The sequence below is a fragment of the Conexibacter sp. W3-3-2 genome (assembly GCF_009707605.1).
GTDB classification, from domain to species: Bacteria; Actinomycetota; Thermoleophilia; order Solirubrobacterales; family Solirubrobacteraceae; genus Paraconexibacter; species Paraconexibacter algicola.
This window is the reverse complement of the sequence record NZ_WLYW01000001.1, coordinates 3,148,725-3,172,632: the sequence shown is the minus strand read 5'-3', so window position 1 is coordinate 3,172,632 and position 23,908 is coordinate 3,148,725. Positions and strand designations below refer to the sequence as shown.

At 74.1% G+C, this 23,908-nt stretch carries 28 protein-coding genes and 1 tRNA gene; 17 read left to right on the top strand and 12 right to left on the bottom strand.

The window, feature by feature from the left end; all coding sequences use genetic code 11:
• The first annotated feature begins 398 nt into the window (after positions 1-398).
• The 3 genes from GKE82_RS15415 (at position 399) to GKE82_RS31505 (ending at position 1,180) form a co-directional block, all read left to right on the top strand.
• Positions 399-472: transfer RNA gene (locus GKE82_RS15415), tRNA-Arg, on the top strand.
• 80 nt (positions 473-552) lie between these two features.
• Positions 553-807: a hypothetical protein gene (locus GKE82_RS27180; RefSeq protein ID WP_196189259.1), complete on the top strand. Its 255-nt coding sequence runs from the start codon at positions 553-555 to the stop codon at positions 805-807.
• Positions 701-1,180, top strand: a complete 480-nt coding sequence (locus GKE82_RS31505) for a tyrosine-type recombinase/integrase (protein WP_375337004.1) — start codon at positions 701-703, stop codon at positions 1,178-1,180. The genes GKE82_RS27180 and GKE82_RS31505 overlap by 107 nt, the downstream gene beginning before the upstream one ends.
• Here the strand turns inward: GKE82_RS31505 and GKE82_RS15405 are convergent.
• The 5 genes from GKE82_RS15405 to GKE82_RS15385 form a co-directional block, all read right to left on the bottom strand.
• A complete protein-coding gene (locus GKE82_RS15405) occupies positions 1,113-1,535 on the bottom strand; it encodes a type II toxin-antitoxin system VapC family toxin (RefSeq protein WP_154733891.1) in 423 nt (140 codons plus the stop codon). The two genes, GKE82_RS31505 and GKE82_RS15405, sit on opposite strands and share 68 nt — an antisense overlap.
• Positions 1,528-1,716 (bottom strand): hypothetical protein, encoded by a 189-nt coding sequence (locus GKE82_RS15400; RefSeq protein WP_154733890.1) that lies wholly within the window; start codon positions 1,714-1,716, stop codon positions 1,528-1,530. Before GKE82_RS15400 ends, GKE82_RS15405 begins: the two co-directional genes overlap by 8 nt.
• Positions 1,717-2,236: 520 nt before the next feature.
• Positions 2,237-2,446 (bottom strand): hypothetical protein, encoded by a 210-nt coding sequence (locus tag GKE82_RS15395; RefSeq protein ID WP_154733889.1) that lies wholly within the window; start codon positions 2,444-2,446, stop codon positions 2,237-2,239.
• A 150-nt stretch (positions 2,447-2,596) separates the two neighbouring features.
• Positions 2,597-2,917 carry a divalent-cation tolerance protein CutA gene (cutA, locus tag GKE82_RS15390; protein ID WP_154733888.1) on the bottom strand — a complete coding sequence of 107 codons (321 nt, stop codon included), beginning with the start codon at positions 2,915-2,917 and terminating at the stop codon, positions 2,597-2,599.
• A complete protein-coding gene (locus GKE82_RS15385; protein ID WP_107567793.1) occupies positions 2,917-3,474 on the bottom strand; it encodes an orotate phosphoribosyltransferase in 558 nt (185 codons plus the stop codon). Before GKE82_RS15385 ends, cutA begins: the two co-directional genes overlap by 1 nt.
• A 19-nt stretch (positions 3,475-3,493) precedes the next feature.
• On the opposite strand from GKE82_RS15385, the gene GKE82_RS27170 reads away from it, so the two are divergent.
• Both GKE82_RS27170 and GKE82_RS15380 read left to right on the top strand, forming a co-directional pair.
• Positions 3,494-3,856, top strand: coding sequence for a hypothetical protein (locus tag GKE82_RS27170; RefSeq protein WP_107567791.1), 363 nt, complete (start codon positions 3,494-3,496; stop codon positions 3,854-3,856).
• Positions 3,853-4,986 (top strand): YbdK family carboxylate-amine ligase, encoded by a 1,134-nt coding sequence (locus GKE82_RS15380; protein ID WP_196189257.1) that lies wholly within the window; start codon positions 3,853-3,855, stop codon positions 4,984-4,986. Before GKE82_RS27170 ends, GKE82_RS15380 begins: the two co-directional genes overlap by 4 nt.
• 145 nt (positions 4,987-5,131) lie before the next feature.
• Here GKE82_RS15380 and GKE82_RS15375 read toward each other — a convergent pair whose 3' ends face one another.
• From GKE82_RS15375 to GKE82_RS15360, 4 genes are read right to left on the bottom strand one after another with little or no spacing between them, the layout of a single operon-like run.
• Positions 5,132-6,154, bottom strand: coding sequence for a L,D-transpeptidase family protein (locus GKE82_RS15375; RefSeq protein ID WP_154733886.1), 1,023 nt, complete (start codon positions 6,152-6,154; stop codon positions 5,132-5,134).
• Between the two features lie 45 nt (positions 6,155-6,199).
• Positions 6,200-7,096: a CPBP family intramembrane glutamic endopeptidase gene (locus GKE82_RS15370; protein ID WP_196189256.1), complete on the bottom strand. Its 897-nt coding sequence runs from the start codon at positions 7,094-7,096 to the stop codon at positions 6,200-6,202.
• Between the two features lie 5 nt (positions 7,097-7,101).
• Positions 7,102-7,833 carry an HAD family hydrolase gene (locus tag GKE82_RS15365; RefSeq protein WP_154733884.1) on the bottom strand — a complete coding sequence of 244 codons (732 nt, stop codon included), beginning with the start codon at positions 7,831-7,833 and terminating at the stop codon, positions 7,102-7,104.
• Positions 7,833-9,128 (bottom strand): mannosyltransferase family protein, encoded by a 1,296-nt coding sequence (locus tag GKE82_RS15360; protein ID WP_196189255.1) that lies wholly within the window; start codon positions 9,126-9,128, stop codon positions 7,833-7,835. The genes GKE82_RS15365 and GKE82_RS15360 overlap by 1 nt, the downstream gene beginning before the upstream one ends.
• Between GKE82_RS15360 and GKE82_RS15355 the strand changes: the two genes are divergently transcribed.
• The 4 genes from GKE82_RS15355 to thiL all read left to right on the top strand — a co-directional run bounded on the left by GKE82_RS15355 (position 9,127) and on the right by thiL (position 13,538).
• Positions 9,127-9,906 carry a mechanosensitive ion channel family protein gene (locus tag GKE82_RS15355; RefSeq protein ID WP_154733882.1) on the top strand — a complete coding sequence of 260 codons (780 nt, stop codon included), beginning with the start codon at positions 9,127-9,129 and terminating at the stop codon, positions 9,904-9,906. The two genes, GKE82_RS15360 and GKE82_RS15355, sit on opposite strands and share 2 nt — an antisense overlap.
• A gap of 52 nt (positions 9,907-9,958) precedes the next feature.
• The gene (locus GKE82_RS15350) at positions 9,959-12,130 is read left to right on the top strand and encodes a transglycosylase domain-containing protein (RefSeq protein WP_154733881.1); all 2,172 of its coding nucleotides are present in this window, start codon (positions 9,959-9,961) and stop codon (positions 12,128-12,130) included.
• A 67-nt stretch (positions 12,131-12,197) separates the two neighbouring features.
• Positions 12,198-12,416, top strand: coding sequence for a translation initiation factor IF-1 (infA, locus tag GKE82_RS15345; protein ID WP_107567775.1), 219 nt, complete (start codon positions 12,198-12,200; stop codon positions 12,414-12,416).
• Positions 12,417-12,464: 48 nt separating this feature from the next.
• Entirely contained in the window at positions 12,465-13,538 is a 1,074-nt protein-coding gene (thiL, locus tag GKE82_RS15340) for a thiamine-phosphate kinase (protein ID WP_154733880.1), read from the top strand.
• 154 nt (positions 13,539-13,692) lie between these two features.
• On the opposite strand, the gene GKE82_RS30855 is transcribed toward thiL, so the two are convergent.
• Positions 13,693-14,478: a class E sortase gene (locus tag GKE82_RS30855; RefSeq protein ID WP_196189254.1), complete on the bottom strand. Its 786-nt coding sequence runs from the start codon at positions 14,476-14,478 to the stop codon at positions 13,693-13,695.
• Positions 14,475-16,238 carry a M28 family peptidase gene (locus GKE82_RS15330; RefSeq protein WP_196189253.1) on the bottom strand — a complete coding sequence of 588 codons (1,764 nt, stop codon included), beginning with the start codon at positions 16,236-16,238 and terminating at the stop codon, positions 14,475-14,477. The genes GKE82_RS30855 and GKE82_RS15330 overlap by 4 nt, the downstream gene beginning before the upstream one ends.
• Before the next feature lie 73 nt (positions 16,239-16,311).
• On the opposite strand from GKE82_RS15330, the gene GKE82_RS15325 reads away from it, so the two are divergent.
• From GKE82_RS15325 to GKE82_RS15310, 4 genes are read left to right on the top strand one after another with little or no spacing between them, the layout of a single operon-like run.
• Positions 16,312-17,040: a response regulator transcription factor gene (locus GKE82_RS15325; RefSeq protein WP_107569644.1), complete on the top strand. Its 729-nt coding sequence runs from the start codon at positions 16,312-16,314 to the stop codon at positions 17,038-17,040.
• 15 nt (positions 17,041-17,055) lie between these two features.
• Entirely contained in the window at positions 17,056-18,462 is a 1,407-nt protein-coding gene (locus GKE82_RS15320) for a HAMP domain-containing sensor histidine kinase (protein WP_107567767.1), read from the top strand.
• Positions 18,459-19,670 (top strand): S1C family serine protease, encoded by a 1,212-nt coding sequence (locus GKE82_RS15315; RefSeq protein ID WP_107567765.1) that lies wholly within the window; start codon positions 18,459-18,461, stop codon positions 19,668-19,670. Before GKE82_RS15320 ends, GKE82_RS15315 begins: the two co-directional genes overlap by 4 nt.
• Positions 19,671-19,717: 47 nt before the next feature.
• Entirely contained in the window at positions 19,718-21,211 is a 1,494-nt protein-coding gene (locus GKE82_RS15310) for a trehalose-6-phosphate synthase (protein ID WP_107567763.1), read from the top strand.
• On the opposite strand, the gene GKE82_RS15305 is transcribed toward GKE82_RS15310, so the two are convergent.
• The gene (locus GKE82_RS15305; protein WP_154733878.1) at positions 21,195-21,731 is read right to left on the bottom strand and encodes a hypothetical protein; all 537 of its coding nucleotides are present in this window, start codon (positions 21,729-21,731) and stop codon (positions 21,195-21,197) included. The two genes, GKE82_RS15310 and GKE82_RS15305, sit on opposite strands and share 17 nt — an antisense overlap.
• A gap of 99 nt (positions 21,732-21,830) precedes the next feature.
• Here GKE82_RS15305 and rpsF point away from each other — a divergent pair, with 99 nt between their 5' ends.
• From rpsF to rplI, 4 genes are all read left to right on the top strand, one after another.
• On the top strand, positions 21,831-22,211 hold the full coding sequence (gene rpsF / locus GKE82_RS15300) for a 30S ribosomal protein S6 (RefSeq protein WP_107567759.1): 381 nt from the start codon (positions 21,831-21,833) through the stop codon (positions 22,209-22,211).
• Between the two features lie 202 nt (positions 22,212-22,413).
• Positions 22,414-22,914 carry a single-stranded DNA-binding protein gene (locus GKE82_RS15295; RefSeq protein ID WP_107567757.1) on the top strand — a complete coding sequence of 167 codons (501 nt, stop codon included), beginning with the start codon at positions 22,414-22,416 and terminating at the stop codon, positions 22,912-22,914.
• A gap of 184 nt (positions 22,915-23,098) precedes the next feature.
• The gene (rpsR, locus tag GKE82_RS15290; RefSeq protein WP_107567755.1) at positions 23,099-23,419 is read left to right on the top strand and encodes a 30S ribosomal protein S18; all 321 of its coding nucleotides are present in this window, start codon (positions 23,099-23,101) and stop codon (positions 23,417-23,419) included.
• 4 nt (positions 23,420-23,423) lie between these two features.
• Positions 23,424-23,873 carry a 50S ribosomal protein L9 gene (gene rplI, locus GKE82_RS15285; RefSeq protein ID WP_107567753.1) on the top strand — a complete coding sequence of 150 codons (450 nt, stop codon included), beginning with the start codon at positions 23,424-23,426 and terminating at the stop codon, positions 23,871-23,873.
• Positions 23,874-23,908 lie beyond the last annotated feature (35 nt).

Sequence of the window (23,908 nt, the reverse complement as noted above, 5' to 3'; positions counted from 1 at the left end):
GTGCACGACTCCCTCAGCGCTGCTGTTCGAGCGATGGCTGTCCCGACCCGGAACGCTCCACCCCGGCTGGGGTTGGACGGTTCGTCCCGTCCGGTCGAGGGCGCGAGCGTACTCCGTTCGGGTGGGTGGTGTGCGCAGTTTTCTCACCGGAGAACAGAGCTACGGGGTCGGGAGGCCCCGATTCTTGGCCCCGCGGGCCATGGCACGATTTCCCGGTTCGCCCTGGTGTCCAAACCCTTCGCCGATTCGTCAGGGTGTCAGGAGCGCTTTTGCGCCGACTTGCGCGGTATGTCGCATTCCGGTCGGTGGTTGCGGCGCGCGCGGCGGCCGTCGCGCGCCGCGACGGCGCGGACCCCGCCCCGGACACCGCCCGGGCGCGTTCCGTACCCTGCCCGCAGGCCCCGATAGCTCAGGTGGATAGAGCGACCGCCTCCTAAGCGGTAGGCCGCTGGTTCGAATCCAGCTCGGGGCATCCGATGAACGCTGGGTTCAGCACTTGTTGGACCCGTCTCAGGTCGCTTCTTGTTCCCGATTCCTGTTCTCCAGGAGTCCATGGACGTGCGCATCACGGGGCATCTGATCGTCGATGCCCGTCGGAACGGGCGGGTCTACGTCGCGAGCTTCGCGCAGGCCGGCGGCGGCAAGACGCGGCGTGTCCTCGGACCCGCGTGGGTCCGGGACAGCGGCCGGCAGACCGCGCGTGGCGCGATCATCTGGCGGGCCGCCGACGGCCACTGCCCCGGCGGGCACCTCACGCCCCAGGCTACGAAGGCGGAGCTCGACCGTCTGCTCGCGACCCTCAGGTAGAGCCACGTTCGGTCGGCTCCGGAGCGGCACGGTGCGCGACGCGTTCTACCGCGGTCTCGACAACGCCGGCCTGGGGCACCTCCGCGAGAAGGAGGACAACCCGATGACGTTCCACGACCTCCGTCACACCTTCGGCACCGTCGCAGTGCGCGAGTTCGATCTCGTCGAGGTCCAGGCCTACATGGACCACAGCGAGATCGACACGACAATGCGGTACGTGCACCACGTCCCGCGACACGATGCGGCCCGCCGCTTGTCGGCGGCGTTCGCGGAGGACCGCGGCGGGCCGGCCCCGCCGCCCTCGGTCAGGCCGGAGAAGCCGTCGGGATCGACCGCGCCGCCAACGCCTGGAGCATCCGCACGTCGTAGGTGACGACCGTCGCCAGCTTCGGCGCAAGGGCGAGCGCCGCTGCAATGTGGATGGCATCGAGTGCGCGGAGATCGGGATCCGGCAGCTGCGCTGCCACACGCAGCTGAGCGACGTCCAGGTCGATGAGGTCGATCGCGGAGAGCACCGCGGCGACCACGCCGGGATTCGGCTCTTGGCCCTGCGCGGCAGCGCGCTTCACCGCGCGCTCGAACTCGACCTCGAGCAGCGCACTCGAGACGAGCGCGGCGCCCGAGGAGGTCAACCACGCCCCCAGCGCGACACTCTCCGCCTCCTCGAAGACGAGCTTGATCGCTGCCGACGTGTCGATATAGGTCAGTGCGGCGGCCGCGTCAGACACGGTCGCCGCGGACGTCGTCCAGCGCGCGGGAGCCTGCGTCGCCCGCGGGCAACGGCAGCGTGCCGATCTCCTTCAGGACGTCGGCGATGTCTCGCGTTCTGAGGCGCAGCACGCCGTCGCGAGCGAGCTCGAGCTCCTCGGCGGTGTACTGCGGCGGGAGTGGTTGATGGATGGTCGCCATCGCTACCTAAGGTAGCGCTGCTATTCGCAGCCAACAACCGGCGGACGGCGTCGCTGTCGCACGGCGGGGCCTAGCGCGACGACGTTGCCCGGTGCGTCGAGCAGGTGCAGACGTGCACGGCGCCTAGCCTCGCGACCAACGAACTCGAAGAAGTTGTCGTGCACCTTCGCGGTGGGGGCGGTCAGTCCGGACCCGAGGCGGACGACGGCCACGCCGTCGGGCGCCAGGCCGGATCGTCGCGGCTTACCCGTCGGCTGCCGGAAGCGCGGGAGCGTCCACTCCGGATGGCGCCGCTGGAGGGCCTGCCGGGTGGCCTCTAGCCGAGCGAGCTGCGCCGGGGTCTTGCGCGGGCCCGGAATGATGGACATCTAGGCCCGGCCTCGACGGATGTCTCGGAGGCTGAAGCAGCCCACTGCGGTCGCGATCGTGTCGCGTGCCGTGAGGCACAGCTGGTTGCGCGGCTGCGGTCTCTTTCCGCCGGCCTCGGCCGGCATGGAGCGTCCGCCGGTGACCCAACGGGTCAATCGCGCGGCCTGCGTCGCGACCTCCGGCGTCCGACCGCGCGCGTTTCGGTCGTCGACGAGCGTCGTCGCGCATCTATCCAACGATCAACGGCCCGCCCACCGAAGCCGGCGACGCCGGCGAGCAGTCCGACCATGGGCCCGAAGATGAGACCTGCCACCAGCCCCACCACGAGGCACGCGACGGCAGATACGAGCAGCCGCTTCATCACGGGCGAATCCTAAGGAGGGAGCATCTCAGCATCCGGCGCCGTCCTCCGGCCCATCTGCGTGATCCGCGATCCAGATGTGGGCGGGCGCTCACCCGGTTCGCCGCGAACGGCCCGCGGCACGAAGCGGTTCCCGCCCGCCCCGCCCGCTCAGCCGGGCGTGACGCCCGCGCCGATCCAGGCGAGGTACGCGGCGTTGCCGCCCGTCACCTCGAGCGCGACGAGCTCGTAGGTGTCGTACGGGTGGACGTCGGCCAGCCGCGCGTCCAGGGCGACCAGTCGGTCCGCCGTCGTCTTGACGACCAGGAGCGCCTCCTCGTCCTGCTGGACCTCGCCCTCCCAGCGGTACACCGACCGCACGGACGGCACGATGTTCACGCACGCGGCGAGCCGCTCCTGCACGAGCACGCGCGCGATGTCGTCCGCGCGCTCCGCCGGCGCCGTGACGAGGCAGACGCGCTCGCCGGCCATCAGCGATCCGGACGGTCGGGGTGCACGTCGTCGATCGTCGCCAGGGCCACGTACGGCACGCCCTCCCCGGCCGCCGCGCGGATCCGCTCGGCCCCGCCCGCGAGCCGGTCCAGGACGGTCAGCACGCCGACGATCGTGCGACCCTCGGCCTGCAGCGCCTCGATCGCCTCGATCGTCGAGCCGCCCGTCGTCACGACGTCCTCGACGACCAGGCACCGGTCCTGCGCGGTGAGGAGCGGACCCTCGACGCGCCGCTGCAGCCCGTGCTGCTTGGCCGCGCCCTTGCGGATGAAGAACGCCTTGACGTCCGCGCCGCCCGCCAGCGCGGCGCACGCCACGGGATCGGCGCCCATCGTCAGCCCGCCGACCGCGGTCGCCCCCCACTCGCGGGCGTGGTGCGCGACGAGCTCGCCGAGCGCGGCGAACCCGACCGGGAGCAGCGTCGCCCGCTTCGCGTCGACGTAGTACTGGGCGGTCGCACCGCTGGAGAGGGTCACCTCGCCGAGCACGAGGGCGTGCGTACGAAGCTCGTCGATCAGCCGGGAACGGGCGTCCATGCGCTCTACGCTATCCGTTGTGCTCGAAGGCCCCATCCGCGCCGTGTCGGTGCTCCTGAGCCTCGCGATCCTCGTCGGCTTCGCGCTGTTCGCGATCGACGAGACGCGCGAGGCGAGCCGCGAGACCGCGGCCGCCGTGGCGGACCGGCCGAGCGTCGCCGTCGACCCCTCCCCGCAGCAGGAGCGGGCACGCGAGGCCGCCCACGGCACCGTCCGCGAGCTCGTCGACGACGTCAACGACGTCGCGCTCGCGCCGTTCGCCTCGATCGTCGACGGCAGCGACGACCGCTGGGTCCGGCGCGGCGTCCCGGCGCTGCTGGGCCTGCTGGTCTACGGGTACGGCCTCGCGACGCTGGCGCGGTTCAGCCGCGGACGCGCGTGACGCACGACGACCGACCCGCGCGCGAGCGGGCGATCCCCGAGATCCGCTTCGGCACGAGCACCGGGTTCGCGCTCGGGGTCGAGGAGGAGCTGCTGCTCGTCGACCCGGTCACGCACGCCCTCAGCCACACCGCCGTGGAGACGCTCGAGCGGCTCGTGGTGCCGGCCGGGGCCGGGAGCGCGCACCCGGACACGTACGCGGCGCTCGTCGAGTTCGCCTCCCCGGTCAGCGCCACCGCCGTGGACGGGGTCGGCGCGCTCGACCGGCTGCGCGCGGCACTGCGGGCCACCGGCGCGACCGCGATCGGGGCGGGCATCCACCCCGACGGGGCACGCGGCGACGTCGTGCACCACCCCGCGCCGCGGTACGCCGCGATCCACGACCAGCTGCGCGGCCTGCTGCGCCGCACGCCGACCGCCGCGCTGCACGTCCACGTCGGCATGCCCGACGCCGAGGCGGCGATCCGGGCGTGCACCGCCCTGCGCGAGCTGCTGCCGCTGCTGCAGGCGCTCGCCGCCGCCTCACCGTGGTGGCACGGGGCCGACAGCGGCCTGCAGAGCGCGCGGGCCCAGCTGTTCCGCGGCTATCCGCGCGCCGACATCCCCCGCGCATGGAGCTCGTTCGAGGACTACGTGGACGACGTCGTCGCGGTCGTCCAGGCCGGGGACCTGCCCGACTACACGTTCCTGTGGGCCGACCTGCGCCCGCACCCGCGGCTCGGGACCGTCGAGGTCCGCGCGATGGACGCGCAGCCGTCGCTGCGTGACGCGCTCGGGCTGACCGCGCTCGTGCGCGCGGTCGCCGCCCAGGGCGCCCGGGAGGGCGGCCCGTGGCCGGTGCCCTCCACGCGCGAGGCGCTCGAGGAGTCGAGCTTCCGCGCCGCCCGCGACGGCCTGGCGGCGACCCTCTGGCACGACGGGGCGCTGCGCCCGGTGCCCGAGATCGCCCGCTGGTGGACGGCTCGCGTGCGCGACGTCGCCGCCGAGCTCGGGGACGCGGACGCCCTCGCCGAGATCGAGCGGCTGCTGCGCGACGGCGGCTCCGCCGACCGACAGCGCGCCGCCCACGCCCGCGGCGGGATGCCCGCCCTGCTCGCCCACCTCGCCGCCGAGACGGAGACCCCGCTCTAGCTGTCCATCTCCGGCCCCTCCAGGGGCTGGGAAACGTCCGTTCACCGCCAGCGGGGGGCGCCGGGGGTCCCCGAGCGGCGTCCGACGCGGAGCCGGAGGCGGAGCGTCGTAGCGAGGGGGACCCCCGGCGCCCCCCGCCCGCGGCTCAGCGGTAGGTGTCGACGATCGTCCCGAGCCGCGTCCAGTTGCGGATGCTCAGCGCGTCCGCGTTGGGGACGCGCAGGCAGCCGTGGCTGGCGTTGTAGGTCGGGACGCTCGGGTACCCGTGGATCGCGTAGCCGCCGCGGAAGAACGCGGAGTGCAGCATCCCGTTGGGCAGCCGGCCGATGTCGCGACGGTAGACGCGGAAGGTGCCGAGGATCGTCGGGGTCGACGGCGCGCCGGAGCTGACGTGGTAGATCCGCTCGACCTTCCCGCCCGCGCCGATCAGGGCCATGACCTGCTTGCTGATGTCGGCCTCGACGTGGCGGCCGTGGTTCTTGAAGCGGACGGGGAACGCGCCCTCGCCGCGGGCGAGCCGGCGCATGACGTCCTCGTTGGCCTGGGTGGTGCGGGCCATGCCGAGGTTCTTGCGGAACGCCAGCACCGCACGCGAGGTGCGCGCGTCGAACACGCCGAGCTGCCCGATGACGTAGCCGTGGCGAGCCAGCGCGCGCTGCAGGGCGCGCACGGCGGACCCGGTGGAGCCACCGCGGACGCTGCGCGGCAGCACCTTCACCGTGCGGGCGGGGGCGATCGCGGTCCCGAGCTGCGCGGTGGCGCGGTGGCTGGCGCGTACGGTGACGTCCCCCGAGCCGCGGGTCGTGAAGCCGACGAGGAAGCCGCCGCTCTTGCCGGTGCTCGAGCGCTGCGCCTTGACGGTGCGCGCCCCGATCTTCCTGCCGCCGCGGTAGAAGCGCACGGTGACGGTCTGGCCGTCGACGTACGGCTGCAGGGAGCCGCGGACGCGCCAGCGGTCGCCGGTGAGCACGGTCCCGGTCTTCCCGACCTTCTCGGTGGCGATGTCGAGCTTCGCCTCCGCTGCGGGCGCGGGGGTGGCCGCGGGAGCCGGGGTGGCGGCCGGCGCGGGGGTGGCCGCGGGCGCGGGGGCGGCGGCCGGGTCCTGGGCGGCGGCGGTGGCCGGCAGGACGGCGGTGGCGGCGAGGGCGAGGGGCAGGAGGCGACGCATCGGTGCGAGCATCGTACCCGCGCGACGGGCGTCGCGATCCTGGATCTAGACCGGCAGCGACCGGGCGGGCGCCGGACCCCAGCCGCGACGGACCGCGTAGGCGCCCAGGCTGATGATCGCGAGGCTGCCCGCGAGCACGAGCGGGATCTGCCAGCTCCAGTCCTGCGTGCTGCCGAACGCGATCGAGTTGTTGATCGCGTGCAGGACGATCGGCGGGTACAGGGACTTCGTCCGCACGTACAGCAGGCAGAGCACGAAGCCGAAGAAGCCGAGCGGCACGAGGAAGCCGATCGGGGAGCCGCCCGCGTGGATGCTCCCGAACGTGATCCCGGTGATGATCGCCGCCGGCCAGATGCCCTTCCAGTTCGCCAGCGCGCGGAAGTAGAAGCCGCGGAAGAACAGCTCCTCGCCGACGGGGGCGACGACGGTGACGAGGAACGCGACGGCGATCAGCGCGGCGGTCGACTCGTCGACGCCGAGCTCGGTGGGCAGGGTGTCCTCCTCGTTCTGGAGGCCGAGCGCGGAGACCCAGATGGCACTGAACGCCAGGAACGTGACGAACGCCAGCGCGGTCCAGCCGACCGCGGGCCACCAGGCGGGGCGACGCAGGCCGAACTGCCACGGTCGCGGGCGCGCGACCTTCGCGGCGAAGAACACGGCGGCCCCGATGAGGAAGACGTTCTGGACGATCGTGGCGATGATCGTGACGCCGGGCGGCGGGTCCTCGAACGTGTAGCCGAAGGCGGTCGAGATCGACGCGATGACGATGAAGCCCATCGACGCGGCGACGAACCCGATGATCAGCGCGACGAACGCGGTCCACGGCTTCCAGCGCGGGACCCGGGTGCCCGGCTCGACGCCGTCCGGGAGCTCCGGGAACTGCGGCGGCGGGGCCGAACGCTGGCCCGGGGCGGCGGTCGTCGTGTCGCGCAGATCCGTCATGCCTGTCATCCAGGGTACGGACCCGGGCCCGCGACCAGTTCAGGCAGCCCGCGCAGGTCGGGCGCGTGGTGGGCGCGCGGCGGGCCGGTGAGCAGCGGGTCGTCGGCCGCGACCGCGCCGAAGCGGTCGACGAGCACGGCGGCCACCCCGGCGGCGCGGGCGGCGAGCACGTCCGGTGGCGTGTCGCCGACCATCAGCACGCGGTCCGGCGCGACGGCGGGGACGAGCCCGAGCGCGGCGTGCAGCAGCGCCGGGTCGGGCTTGGCGACCCCGGTCTCGGCGCTGGACACCGCCCCGTCGAGCAGCCCGTCGAGGCCGGCGGCGCGCAGCGCGTCGTGCAGCGAGACGTCCCAGTTGCTGACGACGACGAGCCGGGCGCCGGTCGCGCGCAGCGCGCGCAGGACCGCGGGGACCTCCGGGTAGGCGGGGAAGCGGAACGCGTCGAGCATCGCGGCGCGCACCTCGGTGGCCGGGAGCGCGGCCGCGGCGGCGCCGAGCTCCCGCGCGACGATCGCCGCGCAGCGGTCGCGCAGGTCCTCGAGGGCCGCGGGGGTGCCCGCCCCGTCGCAGTGGGCCCGGTAGTAGGTCATCTCGGCGACCATGGCGCGGTGGGCGAGGTCCTCGCCGACGGTGACGCCGCGTGCGGCGAGCGCGGCGACGAGATGCGGCCCGGGCGGCTCGAGGTCCAGCAGCGTGCCGAGCGCGTCCAGCAGCACGACGTCGTAGGCGCGGTCCATCAGGCGACCCAGTGCCAGGTGGCGAAGCGGGCGGTGAGCACGCACAGGAGGATGGCGCTCGCGCCGAGGGCGAGCGTCGCGGTCCGGGCCGACGCACGGGCGAGCCGCAGGCCGGCCCACAGGTACAGGGGGAAGAGGACGGCGAGGAACCGCGGCGTGGACATCAGCGGCTGCGGGGCGACCGGGGTGCTGAGCGGCAGCGCGAGCGCCGCGACCACGTACGCCCCGTAGGCGACCGGCAGGCGGCGCAGGACGCCGACGATCGCGGGCACGCAGGCCAGCAGGAACGCGAGCAGCACGAGGTTCTCCTGCGCGACGACGAACGGATCACCTCCGGCCGCGGTGAAGTACACGGGGTCGCGCGCCCCGGACAGCAGCTGGCGGGCGCCCTGGACGGCGGCGACGGTCCCGTCCCAGAGCCCGACGAACGGCCCGGCGAACTCGCGGAACCAGACCTGCTGGGCGTCGACCGGGGCGCGGACGTCACCGCCGGTGAGCGCGAACCAGCCGCAGAACGCGAGCATCCCGACGGGCACGAGAGCGACCGCGAGCAGCGGGCGGTGCTCGGACGGGCGGCGTCCGAGCGGCGGCAGTCCCGCCTCGCGGCGGGCGCGCAGGTGCAGCAGCGCGAGCGGCACGACGAGGAGGACCCCGGCGCTGCGGGTGCCGGCCGCGAGGGCCCCGAGCGCACCGGCCCACGCCCAGGCGCCCTGGCGCGCCGCGTAGACGGCGCCGATCGACAGCGCGAGGAAGAGCCCCTCGCTGTAGACGGCGGTGTGGAAGAACGCGGTCGGGAAGAGCGCGCAGGCCAGGACGGCGTAGCGGGCGGCGCGGGCGTCCCCGAGCTCGACCATCGCCAGGCGGTGCAGGACCGCGAGCGCGACGAGGAACGCGGCCCAGGAGATGAGGATCCCGCCGACGAGCGAGGAGCCCAGCGGCGCGCCGACGGCCTTGGCCAGCAGCGGGTACAGGGGGAAGAACGCGGGCCGGGCGGGGTCGTCGCCGTAGCCGCCGTCGGCGATCGCCAGGAACCAGACGGTGTCCCAGCGCGCCATCGGCGCGACGAGCGCGTCGCCGAGACCGCCGAACGGGTGCGTCACCCCGGCCGGGTCGAAGCCCGGGGCGCGCCCGGACTGCCCGAGCAGCTCGGCGGCGAGCGCGCCGCTGACGAGCACGAGCGCGCGGGAGATCGCGAACGCGACGAGCGCCTCGCGCAGGGCGTGCGCCCAGGCCACGTCCAGGCGCACCGCCGGCAGGGCGGTGCGACGCGACGCTCGGGTACCTTCGACGCCCATGCCGCCGTACATCCTCGCGGAGACGTTCTTCACGCGCTACGACAACCAGCTCACGGCGGCGCTGAGCCTCGTGATCGCGTTCGCGCTCGCCGCGCTGGTCGACCGGGTGATCGTCCGTCGCGCCACGGCGCTGGCCACGATCGTGCGCGGCGGCGAGCTCTCGGCGGAGGCCGACACGCGCGTGCGGTTCCTGCGGCGCGTCACCGAGGTGACGATCGTCGTCATCGGCCTCGGGGTCGCGCTGTCGCAGTTCGCCGCGCTGGACCGCATCGCCGGCACCGTCCTCGCGTCGAGCGCGATCGCCGCGGCCGTGGTCGGCTTCGCGGCCCGGCAGGTGCTCGCGAACGCGATCGCCGGGATGCAGATCGCCATCACCCAGCCGCTGCGCGTCGGCGACCAGGTGACGTTCGAGGGCGAGACGGGGACCGTGGAGGACGTGCGGCTCACGAGCACGTGGCTGCGGACCGGCACCGACTCGCGGGTGATCATCCCCAACGAGAAGCTCGCCGCCGGCGTGCTGCGCAACGAGTCGATCGAGAGCGCGACGGTCGCCGTCGAGGTGTCCGTGTGGATCCGGCCGGACGCCGACGAGGCCGCCGCCCTCGCCGCCGTGCAGGAGGCCCTCCCCGACGTGCAGGTGCGGATCGCGGAGTCGACCTTCGAGGGCATCCGGCTGCTGATCCTCGCCGCCCCGACGCTGCCCTCGACGCGCCCCGCCCACGAGGCGGACATCCGCGCGACCGCGCTGGCGGCCCTGCGCGGCGTCGGCGCACGCTGAGCTGCACCGGCTCGGACGGCGGCGGCGTGCCGCTACCATCCGCTACGAGCGCATGTCCCGACGTGAACGACAGCGCCGCCGTCGCCGCAACCGTGGCGGCCCCGCGCGGATCATCTTCCTGACCTTCGGCGTGCTGAGCGCGCTGGGGATCGTCGGCGTGCTCTCGGCCGTCGGCTACGTCGTCGGGATCGCCTCCTCCGGCCCCGAGCTCTCGACGCTCAAGCCGATCGAGCAGGGCGCCAACACCGAGGTCCTCGCGAAGGACGGCACCCGGATCGGCTTCATCCAGTCGACGATCCTGCGCCTGCCCGTCCCCTCCACGTCGATCCCGAAGATCGTCGAGGACGCGACCGTGGCGATCGAGGACCGCCGGTTCTACGAGCACCAGGGCGTCGACTTCGAGGGCGTCATCCGCGCAGGCGTGAAGAACCTGCAGAGCGGCAAGACGGTGCAGGGCGGCTCGACGCTGACGATGCAGCTGATCCGCAACCTGTACACCGAGGACCGCTCCGACGACTTCAAGCGCAAGATCCGCGAGGCGAAGCTCGCCGAGGAGCTCGAGAACAAGCACGAGGGCGCCCAGGGCAAGAAGTGGATCCTCACGAAGTACCTGAACTCCGTGCCCTACGGCACCGTCGGCGGCCAGAACGCCTACGGGATCCAGGCCGCCTCGCGCCTGTTCTTCGACAAGCGCGCCCGCGAGCTGACGCTGCCCGAGGCCGCGATGCTCGCCGGTCTGCCGCAGCTGCCGTCCGCCTACAACCCCTACCAGCACCCGCAGCGCGCGCTCAACCGCCGCAACGACGTGCTGCAGGCGATGGCCAACGAGGGCTACATCACGCAGTCGGAGGCCGAGGAGGCGAAGGCCGCCCCGCTCGGCGTCAAGAAGACGAACTACTTCACCGAGCGGCGCGAGGGCTACTTCTTCGAGTACGTCCGCCGCGAGCTCGTGCGCAAGTACGGCGTCGAGCGCGTCCGCAAGGGCGGGCTGAAGGTCTACACGACGATCGACCTCAAGGCCCAGCAGCAGGCCCGCAAGGCGATCGCGGAGCGTCTCCCCAACCCCGGTGACCCGTCCTCGGCGATCGTGTCGATCAACCCGAAGAACGGCTATATCAAGGCGATGGCGTCGTCGCGGAGCTTCGGCGAGTCGAAGTTCGACCTCGCCTCCCAGGGTCGCCGGCAGCCGGGCTCGACGGCGAAGATGTTCGCGATCATGGCGGCGCTGCGCCGCGGCGTGGACATCAACAAGACGAGCTACGACTCGAAGAAGCTGAACTTCGTCGACAAGGAGACCGGCACCAAGATCGAGGTGTCGAACTCTGACGGCGGCGCGTACGGCGGGCGGCGCTCGCTGTTCCAGGCGGTCGTGTCCTCCGACAACACCGTCTTCCAGCAGCTCGCGCTCGACCTCGGCCCCGACGCGGTCCGTCAGGCCGCCTACGACATGGGCGTCACGAGCAAGCTCGACGCGTTCCCCGCCGAGGTCCTCGGTGGCATGCGCAACTGCTGCACCGTGCTGGAGATGGCGCGCGCCTACACGACGATCAACGACGGCGGCTACCGGATCAAGCCGATCGCGATCCAGCGCGTGCGGTTCCCCGACGGCAAGATCGACAACTCGCTCGGCAAGACCCGCCGCACGAAGATCTTCACCGACGGGCAGGCGCACGAGGCGATCAAGGCGATGGAGGCCAACGTCCGCTCCGGCACCGGCACCGCGGCCGCCGTCCCCGGCTGTCCGACCGCCGGCAAGACCGGCACGACGACCGGCTTCGCCGACTCGTGGTTCGCGGGCATGACCTCCAACCTCACGACGGTCGTGTGGGTCGGGTACCCCGGCAGCCGCGTGCCGATGACCAACGTGCAGGGCTGGGGCACGATGTTCGGCGGCAAGGCGCCGGCCGCGATCTTCAACTCGTTCATGACGATGGCCGCGGACAAGGGCACCTGCAAGGAGTGGCCCAAGCCGAAGGAGCCGTTCGTCTCCTCGCCGTTCTTCGGGCGCTACGCGAAGTCGGGCGCCCCCGGCCCGGCGGCCACGCCGACCCCCGGTCCCTACGACGCGACGACGCCCGGCACCACCGACACCGGCGCGGGCGGTCAGCAGACTCCGGACGATGCGTACGAGGCGCCGCCGCAGCAGGCACCGCCCGTCGCGACGCCGGCCCCCGCCGCCCCCGCGCCGGACCCCGCGGCCGGCGGCGTCACGCCGACGCCCTGACCGTCGGAGGCGCCCTCGTGCGCCCGGCGCGCGCCGTGGAGCGCGATCCGGTGCTACCTTGGACGCAATGGCCAAGGAAGAAAAGGTCGAGTTCGAGGGCGAGGTCGTCGAGGCCCTGCCCAACGCCATGTTCAAGGTGAAGCTCGACAACGATCACGAGGTGCTCGGGCACGTCGCCGGCAAGATGCGCCGGTTCCGCATCCGCATCCTCCCGGGCGACCGCGTCCGGGTCGAGCTGAGCCCGTACGACCTCTCGCGCGCCCGCATCGTCTACCGCCACCGCTAGGCGCCACCGCGCGGGACCCCGTCCCGCCCCTCCGGAGCACCGCCCGTCGTGGGCGAGCACGAGCTGATCACCGCCCTGCAGGAGATGCTCACCCCCCGGGGTGACCGCGTCGTGCGCTGGGTCGGGGACGACGCCGCCGTCGTCCGCGCCCGGCCCGTGCAGGTCGTGAGCGTCGACCAGATGGTCGACGGCGTGCACTTCCGGCTGGACCTGCCGGGCGTGACCCCCGGGGACGTCGGGCACCGGGCGATGGCCGCCGCGCTCAGCGACCTCGCGGCGATGGCGGCGGACGCCGGCGAGGCGTACGTCACGCTCGCGCTGCCCGAGGGCCTGCCGGGCGAGGCGGTGCTCGAGCTCGTCGCCGCGATGGAGGCGCTCGCCGCCGCCACCGGCACGACGATCGCCGGCGGAGACGTGACGCGCGGCCCGGTGCTGATGGTCGGCGTGACGGTCGTGGGCTGGGCCGACGAGGAGTCGGCGCTGCTCGGCCGCGACGGCGCCCGGCCCGGCGACCTGGTCGGGGTGACCGGGCCGCTCGGCGGTGCCGGGGCCGGCCTCGCGCTGCTCGACGGCCGGGTCGATCCGGCCGCGCACGGCATCCCGGCCGCGACGGTCGCGGCGCTCGCCCGCGCGCACCTGCGTCCGGAGCCGCGGCTCGCGCTCGGCCGCGCGCTGCGGGCCGCCGGGGCCGGCGCGCTGATGGACGTCTCCGACGGCGTCGCGACCGACGCCGGGCACCTCGCGCGCGCGAGCGCCGTCGACGTCGAGATCGCGCTCGCGGACCTGCCGCTCGCCCCCGGACTGGACACGGTCTGCGCGGCGCTCGGGGTCGACGCGGCCGAGCACGCCGCCACCGCGGGCGACGACTACGAGCTGCTGCTCACCGCGCCCCCCGCGCGCCGCGGCCGCGATGCCCGCGACGGTCACGTGGATCGGCCGCGTGCACCCGGCGGCGACGCCGGGCGACGGGCGGCTCAGGGTCGTCGGGCCCGACGGGGCGCCGCGGGCGCTGGCGGGCTATCGGCACGCCGTCGGATGACCGGCGGCAGCAGGACCGGGTCGCGGCGCGGGTCGGTCCGGCGCAGCAGCGCCTCGGCGACCGCGAGCGGATCGATCACGTAGTCGCGCGCGGCGACCCGTCGCTGCAGCTCCTGGATTCGCACGGTGCGGGCCTCGTCGGTCACGGGTGGGTCGAGGGCGGGGGCGCCCTCCCGGTGGGTGGAGACGCCGGGTCCGTCGTCGAGTCCGGGGGCCGGACCGGTGCCTTCCGCGGAGGTCATCGACCCGCTCCGGCGTCCAGCTTGAGATCGGTGGCCGGACGTTGGACGCGGTCGGTGAGCTGCGGCCCGCGAAGCGGTTCGCCCTTTCCGGCGCCCCGCCCGATCGCCGAGACGAGCCGGCCGATCACGACGATCCGCTCGTCGGCGCTGAACAGCGGATGGCAGGCGGTGAGGACGAGCCGGTCGGTCCCCGTGCTCTCGAGCACCGACACGTCCTGGGGCGTCACGATGCGGGTCCGCTGCACCCGGTAGGTGAAGGTGCCGTACGGCATCTCGACGATCATCCGGTCACCACGGTCGAGCTGGTCGACGTGCCGGAAGGGCGCCCCGTAGGTGGTGCGGTGGCCGGCGATCGCCGTGGTGCCGGGCACCCCCGGGAACGGGGATCGGTCGTAGATCCCGGGGCCGCGACGCAGCGACGCCGCGTCGGTGCCCTGCACGACGACCTTGTCGACGCCGATCGCCGGGATCCGCAGGCGGGCGACCGCGCGGCCCTCCCGTGCGCGCTGGCGCAGCGACCGGGCGAGGTACGCGATCCGGACGGGCTCCGCGGCGAGCGAGCGCAGCTCGGTCACCTCGCGCGCGGTCGCGCCGTCGTCGCGCAGGTCGCGCAGCTGGCCCTCGAGGTCGGCCTGCGCCCGGCCGGTCGTGAAGGCGGTCAGCGGCTCCTGCCACGTGACGGTCAGGACGGCGTCGACGACGATCAGGCCGCCGGCGACGATGAGGACCGTGGAGAGCGCGCGCAGGACGCGCCGACGCCGCGAGTCCTCCGGTCGTCTCACCGCCGCAGCGCGGAGTCGACGCCGCCGAGCGCGCCCGGCCCCGCGTAGGTGACCGGCCCGCGGACCGTGACGCCGTCCGCGTCGGCGGCGGGCGGCCGGCGCGCGAGCGCGACCAGCGCGGTCGCGGTGCCGCAGCCCGCCAGCAGGCCGAGCACGAGCCACGACAGCGGCCCGACGTGCCCGCCCGCGATCGCCAGGACCCCGGCCCAGAGCGCGTCGGCCGGGGTGTAGCCGAGCGCGGACGCGACCATCGTCGCGGCGAGCGCCGCGGGCAGGAGCCCGACGAGCACGAGCAGCACGCCGACCACGCGCGGCAGCCGCACGCCCCCGGCGGCGATCAGCACGGTGCCGTGCAGCGCCGGGATCAGCAGCGCGGCCGCGTACGGGTTGCGGAGCCAGACGAGCGCGACGACGACCGCCGAGACGAGGATCAGGGCGATGCCCGCGCCCTCCGCGGCGGGACGCTCGCGCACCCGGGCGAGCTGGAGCGCCAGCGGCCGCAGGCCGATCCAGCCGAGCACGAACACGAGCAGCAGGCTGACGAGCGCGATCTGCGCGTTCCCGTCGACCGGCACCGCCCCCGGCGGGGCGGGCCCGCGCGGCGCGACCTGCAGCAGCCCGGTCACCCGGAAGAGCACCGCGAACGCCGCGGTCAGCAGGTAGGGCAGCGCGGTCGCGAGCACCCACAGCGCCCACCGTCCCACCGGCTCCTTGCGCCGTCGCGCGCGGGCCAGCCCGTCGATCGCGACGAGCAGCACCGGCAGCAGCAGGACCCCGACGAGCAGCCGGACCGCCCACTGCGGCAGCACCTTGCGGTTGGTCAGCACGACCGCCTGCGGGTCCCCACCGAGCGTCGGGCCGTTGTCCAGCGCGGTGATCGCCCGCAGCGCCGCGCGGCCGAAGCGCGTGATCCGCTCGGGCACGATCGCGGTGTCGGCGCGCGGGCCGCGCTCCCCGCTGACGCTCAGCAGGACCGCGGGCACGTCCGCGCGCAGCAGCTCGCCCTGCTCCCCGGTGGCGAACGGGACCGCCAGGCGCGCCCACTGCTGCGGGGCCCGCGGACCGCCCGGCTCGACCCCGACCTCGGCGCGCACCGCCGCCTCGACGGTGCGCCGCAGCTGCAGCGGCGCCTGCCCACGCCCGTTGGAGAAGCCGGTGACGAACGGCTTGCGGACCTGCGCGCCGGCGAGGTCGCCGAGCACGAGCACCGCGCTCACGTCGCCCGGCAGCGCCCGCGCCGCGGCGGCGGCGCCCGCGGCCCCGCCGCTGCCGCCGCTGGTGGAGATGAACGAGATCGTGCGGCGCACCCGGCCCTGCGCGGCCACGCGGGCGAGCTCGAGCATCGCCGCGGTGCCCGAGAGCTCCGCCTTCGCGCCGGCGCCGGCGGCGTCCCGATGCGCGACGATCGCCAGCCCCGGTCCGGGCGCGCCGATCCGGGTGGCGATGACGGTCGTCAGCTCGCGCTCCCCCTCGATCGTCTGCGCGGTCGTCGTGCGCGTGCGCACCGCGCGCGGGCCGAGCACCTCGAGCTCCTGCGCGATGCGTCGTGCGAGCGCCTCGTCGGCGGCGTCCCCGGGCCGCCGGCGCGGGTACGCGGCGGCGAGCCGCTCGAGCGTCAGGCTGGCCTGCTCGCCGCTGAACGCGTCCGGCGCGAGCGTCGTGCCGATGGGGCGCGGCCGGTTCTCCAGCGAGAACGCCGCGACGAGCACGGCGACGAGCACCGGGACGAGAGCGGCTCGGTAGATGCGCGGGTCCAGCACGTGGCCCCTACGGTAGTCGTCCCGCGCGCGTGACGGAGCCGGGACGGCCGGGGATCTACGATGGACGCACCCCATGGCCGACAGCGCCCCGCGCATCCTCCTGGCCGACGACGAGCGGTCGATCCAGACGCTCCTCTCCTTCGCCCTGGAGAAGGACGGCTACGAGGTGGTCTCCGCGTCCAACGGGACCGAGGCGCTCGGGCTGCTCAAGGAGCAGCAGTTCGACCTCGTCGTGCTCGACGTGATGATGCCCCGCGTCGACGGCCTGGAGGTCTGCCGGCGCATCCGCGGCGGCAGCGGCCCGCAGGCCGAGGTGCCGATCATCATGCTGACCGCGAAGTCCGAGGAGATCGACAAGGTCCTCGGGCTCGAGCTCGGCGCCGACGACTACATCACCAAGCCGTTCTCGCTGCGCGAGCTCAGCTCGCGCGTGCGGGCGGCGCTGCGACGGGCGGGCATGGGACGCCGCGACGACGGGGCCGCCGAGGAGGACGAGGAGACCGTCACCATCCACGAGCTGACGCTCGACCGCGCCCGTCGGCGCGTGAGCGTCCGCGGCGAGGAGGTGCAGACGACCTACGTCGAGTTCGAGATCCTGCTGGCGCTCGCGACGAGCCGCGGACGGGTCTTCACGCGCGACATGCTGCTGACGCGGATCTGGGGCGACAGCGCCTACCGCGACCCGCGCACCATCGACGTCCACATCCGCCACCTGCGGGAGAAGCTCGAGCTCGACGCGAAGGACCCGGAGTACCTCTTCACGGTCCGCGGCGTCGGGTACCGCTTCCGCGACCTCGACTAGGACCGGGCGGGCGCGATGGCGACGATCCGCACGCGCCTGGCGGCGATCTTCGGCCTGATCGTGCTCGCCGCGTTCGGCGGCGTGTACCTGTCGGTGGTGCCGGGCCTGGAGGCGTCGCTGACCGACGAGCGGCTGCGCGGTCTCGCCCGCACCGCGGGGCAGTACGCGGAGCCGATCGAGCGGGCGATCACGACCAACCAGGACGTCCGCGTCCTCGACCGCACCGTGCGCGCCGCCGCGGACGCGTCGACCGCGCGCGTGACGCTGCTGGGCGTCAACCGCGGCACGCTCGGCCTGCAGACGTTCCCGAAGTCCGACTCCACCGCGCGGACCGACATCACCGACCTGCAGTTCGCGGTCGCCCAGTCGGCCGCGCGCAGCGGTCGCGTCGAGCGCGGGACCGAGGCGGGCAGCGAGGGGCGCGTCGGGCAGGCCGCGGTGCCGCTGTTCTTCCCCGGGCGGGACGGCCGGCCGGAGGTCGGCTCGGTCGTCGTCTTCACCGACCCGCTCGCCGACCTCGAGGGCCAGGTCGCCGTCGTGCGCCGCCGCGTGCTCGTCGCCGGGCTCGTCGCGGCGCTGCTCGCCGCGCTGGCGGGCGCCGTGGTCGCCGAGCTGCTCGGCCGTCGCGTGCGGCGCCTGGAGGCGGTCGCGGGCCTCGTCGCCGCCGGGGACTTCAGCGCGCGGTTCCCGGTCGACGACAGCGACGAGCTCGGCCGGCTCGCCCAGACGCTCGAGGACATGCGCCGCCAGCTCGCCGAGCTCGAGCACGCCCGCAGCCGCTTCATCGCGACCGCCTCGCACGAGCTGCGCACGCCGATCTTCTCGCTCGGCGGGTTCGTCGAGCTGCTCCAGGACGAGGACCTCGACGACGCGACGCGCGCGACGTTCCTCGACCAGATCGCCCAGCAGGTCGACCGGCTCGGCAAGCTCGCCACCGACCTGCTGGACCTCTCCAAGCTCGAGGCCGGCACGCTGGAGCTGCGTCCGGAGCAGACCGACCTCGCCGAGGTCGCCGAGCTCGTCGCGAGCGAGTTCCGGCCGGCGCTGCTCGCCCACCGCTCGACGCTCGAGGTGCGCGTCCCCGCCGGGCGCGTGCACGCGGTGTGCGATCCGGAGCGCGTCGCGCAGGTGCTGCGTATCCTCATCGACAACGCCCTGACGCACACGCCGGACGGCACCGACGTGGTGCTGAGCGCGAGCCGCCGGGGCGAGCGCGTCCGCGTCGGGGTCGCCGACTTCGGCCCCGGCATCCACCGCACCATGCTCCCCCACATCTTCGAGCCCTTCGTCACCTCCGACGACGCGCAGGGATCCGGCCTCGGCCTGGCGATCGCGCACGAGCTCGCGGAGCGGATGTCCGGCGAGCTGATCGCCGAGAGCAAGCCCGGTCGCACCACCTTCACCCTGGAGCTCCCCGCATGACGAGTCGTCCCGCCGTCGTCCTCGCCACCCTCGCCCTCGGGGGCGGTGCCGCCTTCGCCGTCGGCTGCGGGAAGGACGACGACTCCGACACCCGGGCCGAGGTGCGCACCGAGACGGTCGTCGTGCCGTCCTCGCGCGCCGACGTGCTCGAGAACCTCGACGGGCCGACCACGAGCGAGACCGCGAAGGGCTTCGACCCGGGCGGCATCTACGCGCGCGAGTCGCTCGGCGTCGTGACCGTGATCGCGACCGGGCTGGGCGGCGGGCAGAGCGGTCGCGGCGACAGCGGCCTGGGCTCCGGGTTCGTGCTGAACGACCGCGGCGAGATCGCCACCAACGCCCACGTCGTCACCAGCGGCGAGGGCTCCGCGATCAAGAAGGCGGGCAGCGTCTTCATCCGCTTCAAGGACGGCAACCAGGTCGGCGCGAAGATCGTCGGCTTCGACCCGTTCGCCGACGTGGCGCTCCTGAAGCTCGAGGACCTCGACGGGCTGAAGCTGCGCCCGCTGCCGCTGGGGTCGACGAAGGACGTCGCGGTCGGCGAGCCCGTCGCGGCGATCGGCTCGCCGTTCGGCGAGGAGCAGTCGCTCAGCGTCGGCGTCATCAGCGCGACCGGCCGCTCGATCGACTCGCTGACCGGCTTCCAGACCGCGGACGCGATCCAGACGGACGCGGCGATCAACCACGGCAACTCGGGTGGCCCGCTGCTGAACGCGGCCGGCGAGGTGCTCGGCATCAACTCGCAGATCCGCACCGAGAGCGGGGACGGCACCGGCGTCGGCTTCGCCGTGCCGGTCGACACGGTCCGCCGGTCGATCGAGCAGCTGCGGGCCGCCGGCAAGGTCAGCTACTCCTACCTGGGCATCGCCAGCTCCCCGGTCTACCCGCAGCTGGCGCAGGAGTTCGACCTGCCCGTCGCCAAGGGCGCGTGGGTCCAGGAGGTCACCGACGGCGGCCCGGCCGACGACGCGGGCCTGAAGGCGGGCACGGGCGAGAAGGTCTTCCAGGCGCGCCCGTACGCGCCGGGCGGCGACCTGATCGTCGCGGTCGACGGCAAGCCCGTGGAGAAGGAGACCGATCTCGGCGTGCGGCTGCTGGACTACGACCCGGGCGAGACCGTGACGCTGACGCTCTACCGCGGACAGCAGAAGCAGGACGTGCGCGTGAAGCTCGGCGAGCGGCCGACCGCCGCGCCGCGCCGCGGCTGAGCGCCCGGCCCGTTTGGGCGGGCGGCGCGCGCGGTACCGTTGACGGCATGTCGACGGACACCGCCGCCCCGCTCGTCCTGGTGTCCAACCGGGGCCCCGTCACCTTCGAGGACGACGGCTCGATGTCCCGCGGCACCGGCGGGCTCGTCACCGCGCTGACCGGGCTGGCCTCGCACCGCGACGCGGTGTGGATCGCGTCGGCGATGACCCCGGCGGACGCCAAGCGCGCGCAGGAGGCGGGCGGGCGGCCGATCGACATCCGCACCCCGACCGGCGGCGAGTACCAGGTCAAGCTCGTCGCCTCCGACGCGGAGGCCTACGACGGCTTCTACAACATCGTCGCGAACCCGATGCTGTGGTTCATCCAGCACTACCTCTGGGACCTCAGCAATGCGCCGGACATCCGCCGGCACGAGATCGACGCGTTCGACTACGGCTACCGGGTGGTCAACGAGGACCTCGCGCGCGCGGTGATCGAGGAGATCGACGGCCGCGAGCACCCGGTCGTGATGGTCCACGACTACCACTTCTACCTGCTGCCGGCGCTCGTGCGCGCGGCGCGCCCCGACGTCTTCCTGCACCACTTCGTGCACATCCCGTGGACGCAGTCCGACGCCTGGCGGGTGCTGCCCAACCGGCTGCGCGAGGAGGTCTTCCGCGGCATCCTCGCCAACGACATCGTCGGCTTCCACACGCGCTCGTACCGGCGCAACTTCCTGCAGTGCTGCGAGGACCTGATGGGGCTGGAGGTCGACCACGAGGCCGGGGTCGTCCGCTACGAGGACCGCGAGGTCTGGGTGCGCGCGTACCCGCTGCCGATCGACGCGCGCGCGACGCTGCAGGTCGCGCGGTCCGCGCGCGTGCGGCAGTTCGAGACCGAGCTGCTGCGCCGCCGCCGTGACCACCTGATCCTGCGCGTGGACCGCGCGGACCTGTCGAAGAACGTCCTGCGCGGGTTCAGCGCCTTCGACCTGTTCCTCGAGCAGCACCCGGAGTTCGCCGAGAAGGTGACGTTCGTCGCGCAGCTGATGCCGTCGCGGACCGACGTGCCCGAGTACGCGGAGTACCTCGAGCGGATCGAGGCGCTCGTCGCGGTGGTCAACCACCGCCACGGGACCCCGGACTGGATGCCGATCCAGCTGAAGCTCCGCGACGACCTCGAGGAGGCGGTCGCCGCCTACAAGCACTACGACGTGCTGCTGGTCAACGCGATGTTCGACGGCATGAACCTCGTGGCGAAGGAGGGGCCGCTCGTCAACGAGCGCGGCGGCGTCTCGATCCTGTCGGAGAACACCGGCGCGCACGAGGAGCTCGGCGAGTTCGCGCTGAGCGTCAACCCGTTCGACATCCAGGAGCTGGCGGACGCGATCCACTCGGCGCTGACGATGGGCGAGGGCCGCCGCGCGGAGCGCCTGGACGGCCTGAAGGCGATCGTCACCGAGCGCGACCCGGGCGACTGGATCGACGAGCAGCTGGCCGACATCCGCAAGAAGGCGGGCGTCGACCTCGGTCCGCCGGTCGGGCCTACGGCAGCAGCGTGACGTCCTGCCGGCGCCGCGGGGGCGCCGGGGCCGGGACGGGTGGCGGCGGCGCGGGCGGCACCGCGAGGGCCGGCGCCGGAGCGGGGACCGCCTGTCGGCGCGCCCGGCGGGCGCGGCTACGGGCCTTGGCGCGGGCGCGCGCCCGGGCTGCGCGGCGGGCCGAGCGCGCGCGGCGGTCGGCCGACGGTGCGCGCTGCTGCCCGTCCGGCCGTGGGAGGTCGGCGTCGGGCGCGGCCACGGGGCCGGCGGGGTCCGCGGGCGGGGCCGCGCGGGCGGCGGCGGCCGCCGGGTCGACGGACCCGGCGGCGGACGGGCCCGGCGGCCGGGCGGGCGCGCGCGGCGCGACCGCGGCGGGCGGGTCGGCGAGCGCGACCGGCCGGGCGTCCGGGACGACCGGCGCGGACGGGGCCAGGTGCGGCCAGAGCACGACGAGGGCCCCGACGGCGAGCACCACGAGCAGCGGCAGGGGCGGCGTTCGCCGGGCGGGCGGGAGCGGGACGGGCGGCGGTGAGGACTCCATCCTCCCCACTAGCTCCCGGGCGCCGGAACTCGCCCCCCTCGTTCGGTCCCGTACCGCAACGCGCGGACGGACCGCCCGCTGCTACCTTCCGTCGTCGCTATGGCTGCTCCTGCCCCGACCTACGACCTCACGCTGCTGCTCGACAGCACCGCCGACGACGACCGCCGCAAGAAGATCCTTGCCGACGCGCAGGCCCTGATCGGCCAGCACGGGACCGTCGCCAGCACCCACGACTGGGGCGTCCGCCCGACGACCTACGAGGTCAAGAAGCACGCGGCGGCCGAGTACCACCTGATCCAGTTCTCCTCGCCGGCCCCGCGGCCGCTGCTCGAGGAGCTCGACCGCACGCTGCCGATCACCGACGGCGTGCTGCGCTACCGGATCATCAAGCTGAAGCCGGGCATCGGCGAGGTCCCGAACCTCAAGAACGCGACGCTCGAGGACGCGCCCGCGTCCGACGACGTCGAGGACGAGCGCTAGCCCCGTCCGCCACACCCGGTCGTGCCCTCCGGCGCCCCTCTCGGGCGCCGGTCGTGTTCCCGGGGTGCCGTCAGATGCGACGGCTTCCGGGCGACTTCGCAACAAATAGGCGGAACGAGCGGGTATTCCGGGGGTGCCCTCCGGACCCAGGTCTATGCTCGGACCGACGACGCATCGTTCGCCCCCGAAAGGAGATCGCGGAATGGCCGCGAGCAACATCAACCGGGTCGTGCTGACCGGCAACCTCACGTTCGACCCCGAGCTCCGTTCCCTGCCGAGCGGCACCGCCGTCTGCAAGCTGCGCATCGCGAGCAACACGCGGCGCAAGGGCGCCTCCGGCGAGTGGGAGGACAAGCCCAACTACTTCGACGTCACCGTCTGGGGCGCGCAGGGCGAGAACTGCGCGCGCTACCTCTCCAAGGGCCGCGGCGTCGCGATCGACGGCCGCCTGGAGTGGCGCGAGTGGCAGGACCAGCAGGGCAACAAGCGCCAGTCGGTCGAGATCGTCGCCGACAGCGTCCAGTTCCTGGGCGGCGGCGAGGGTGGTGGCCAGGGCGGTGGCGGCGGCTACCAGGCCCGCGGCCAGCAGGGCGGCGGCGGCTACGGCGGCCCGTCCGAGGTCCCCGCCGACTCCGGCGACTTCCAGACGGTCCCGTCCGGCGGCGGCTCCGTGCCGACCGGGGACGACGACATCCCGTTCTGAGCCGTCACACGGGACGGCCTGCCCGACGGCCCCGCCGGCGCGCCGCGCCCGGGGCCGTCGTGCTGTTCCGGCCGGTGCGCGTGCTATCGCACGCCGCCCCGCGGCCGGACGTGTCACAATCCCCGTTCGCGCGCCGCCACCGGCGCGCTCTCACTGTCACCAGGATTCACCCGAGGACTTCGTTTTGGCCAAGCAGCGCAACAGCGGGAAGGCAGCTCCCCGCCGACGGGACAAGAAGGGCGGGTCCGGCAGCGGCCGACGCAAGCCGTGCCTGCACTGCAAGGACAAGGTCGACCAGGTCGACTACCGCGACATCACGACGCTGCGCAAGTTCGTGTCCGAGCGCGGCAAGATCCGCTCGCGGCGCATCACCGGCGCGTGCCGTCGCCACCAGAACCAGGTCGCCCGTGCGGTGAAGCGCGCCCGTGAGCTCGCGCTGCTCCCGTACGTCAACGAGTCGGCCACCGACCCGCGCGACCGCGGCAGCCGCGACCGCGACCGGTAGTCCCATGCCCGAGGCGATTCTCCTCCAGGACGTGGACCAGGTCGGCGAGAAGGGCGCGGTCGTCACCGTGTCCAAGGGCTACCTGCGCAACTACCTCATCCCCCGCAAGCTCGCCGCCCCGGCGACCAAGGGCCTCGTCGAGACCGCGCGCCGCAAGGCCGAGTCCGAGGAGCGCGCGAAGGCCGACGCCGTCACGCAGGCCAACGAGCTCGCGGCGCTGCTGAACAAGACCGTCCTGACGATCCCGCAGCAGGCCGGCGAGGACGGCCGCCTGTTCGGCTCGGTCACCACCCAGGACATCGCCGACGCCATCAAGGAGGCGCGCGGCATCACGGTCGACAAGCGGCACGTGGAGCTGCCCGACGCCATCAAGGCCGTCGGCACCTACCAGGTCGTCGTCGAGGTCGCCACGGGCGTCCACGCGACGGTCAAGACGATCGTCACCGAGCGCTAGCTCGACCCCCCGAACCGCAGCCGGACCGACGGGCG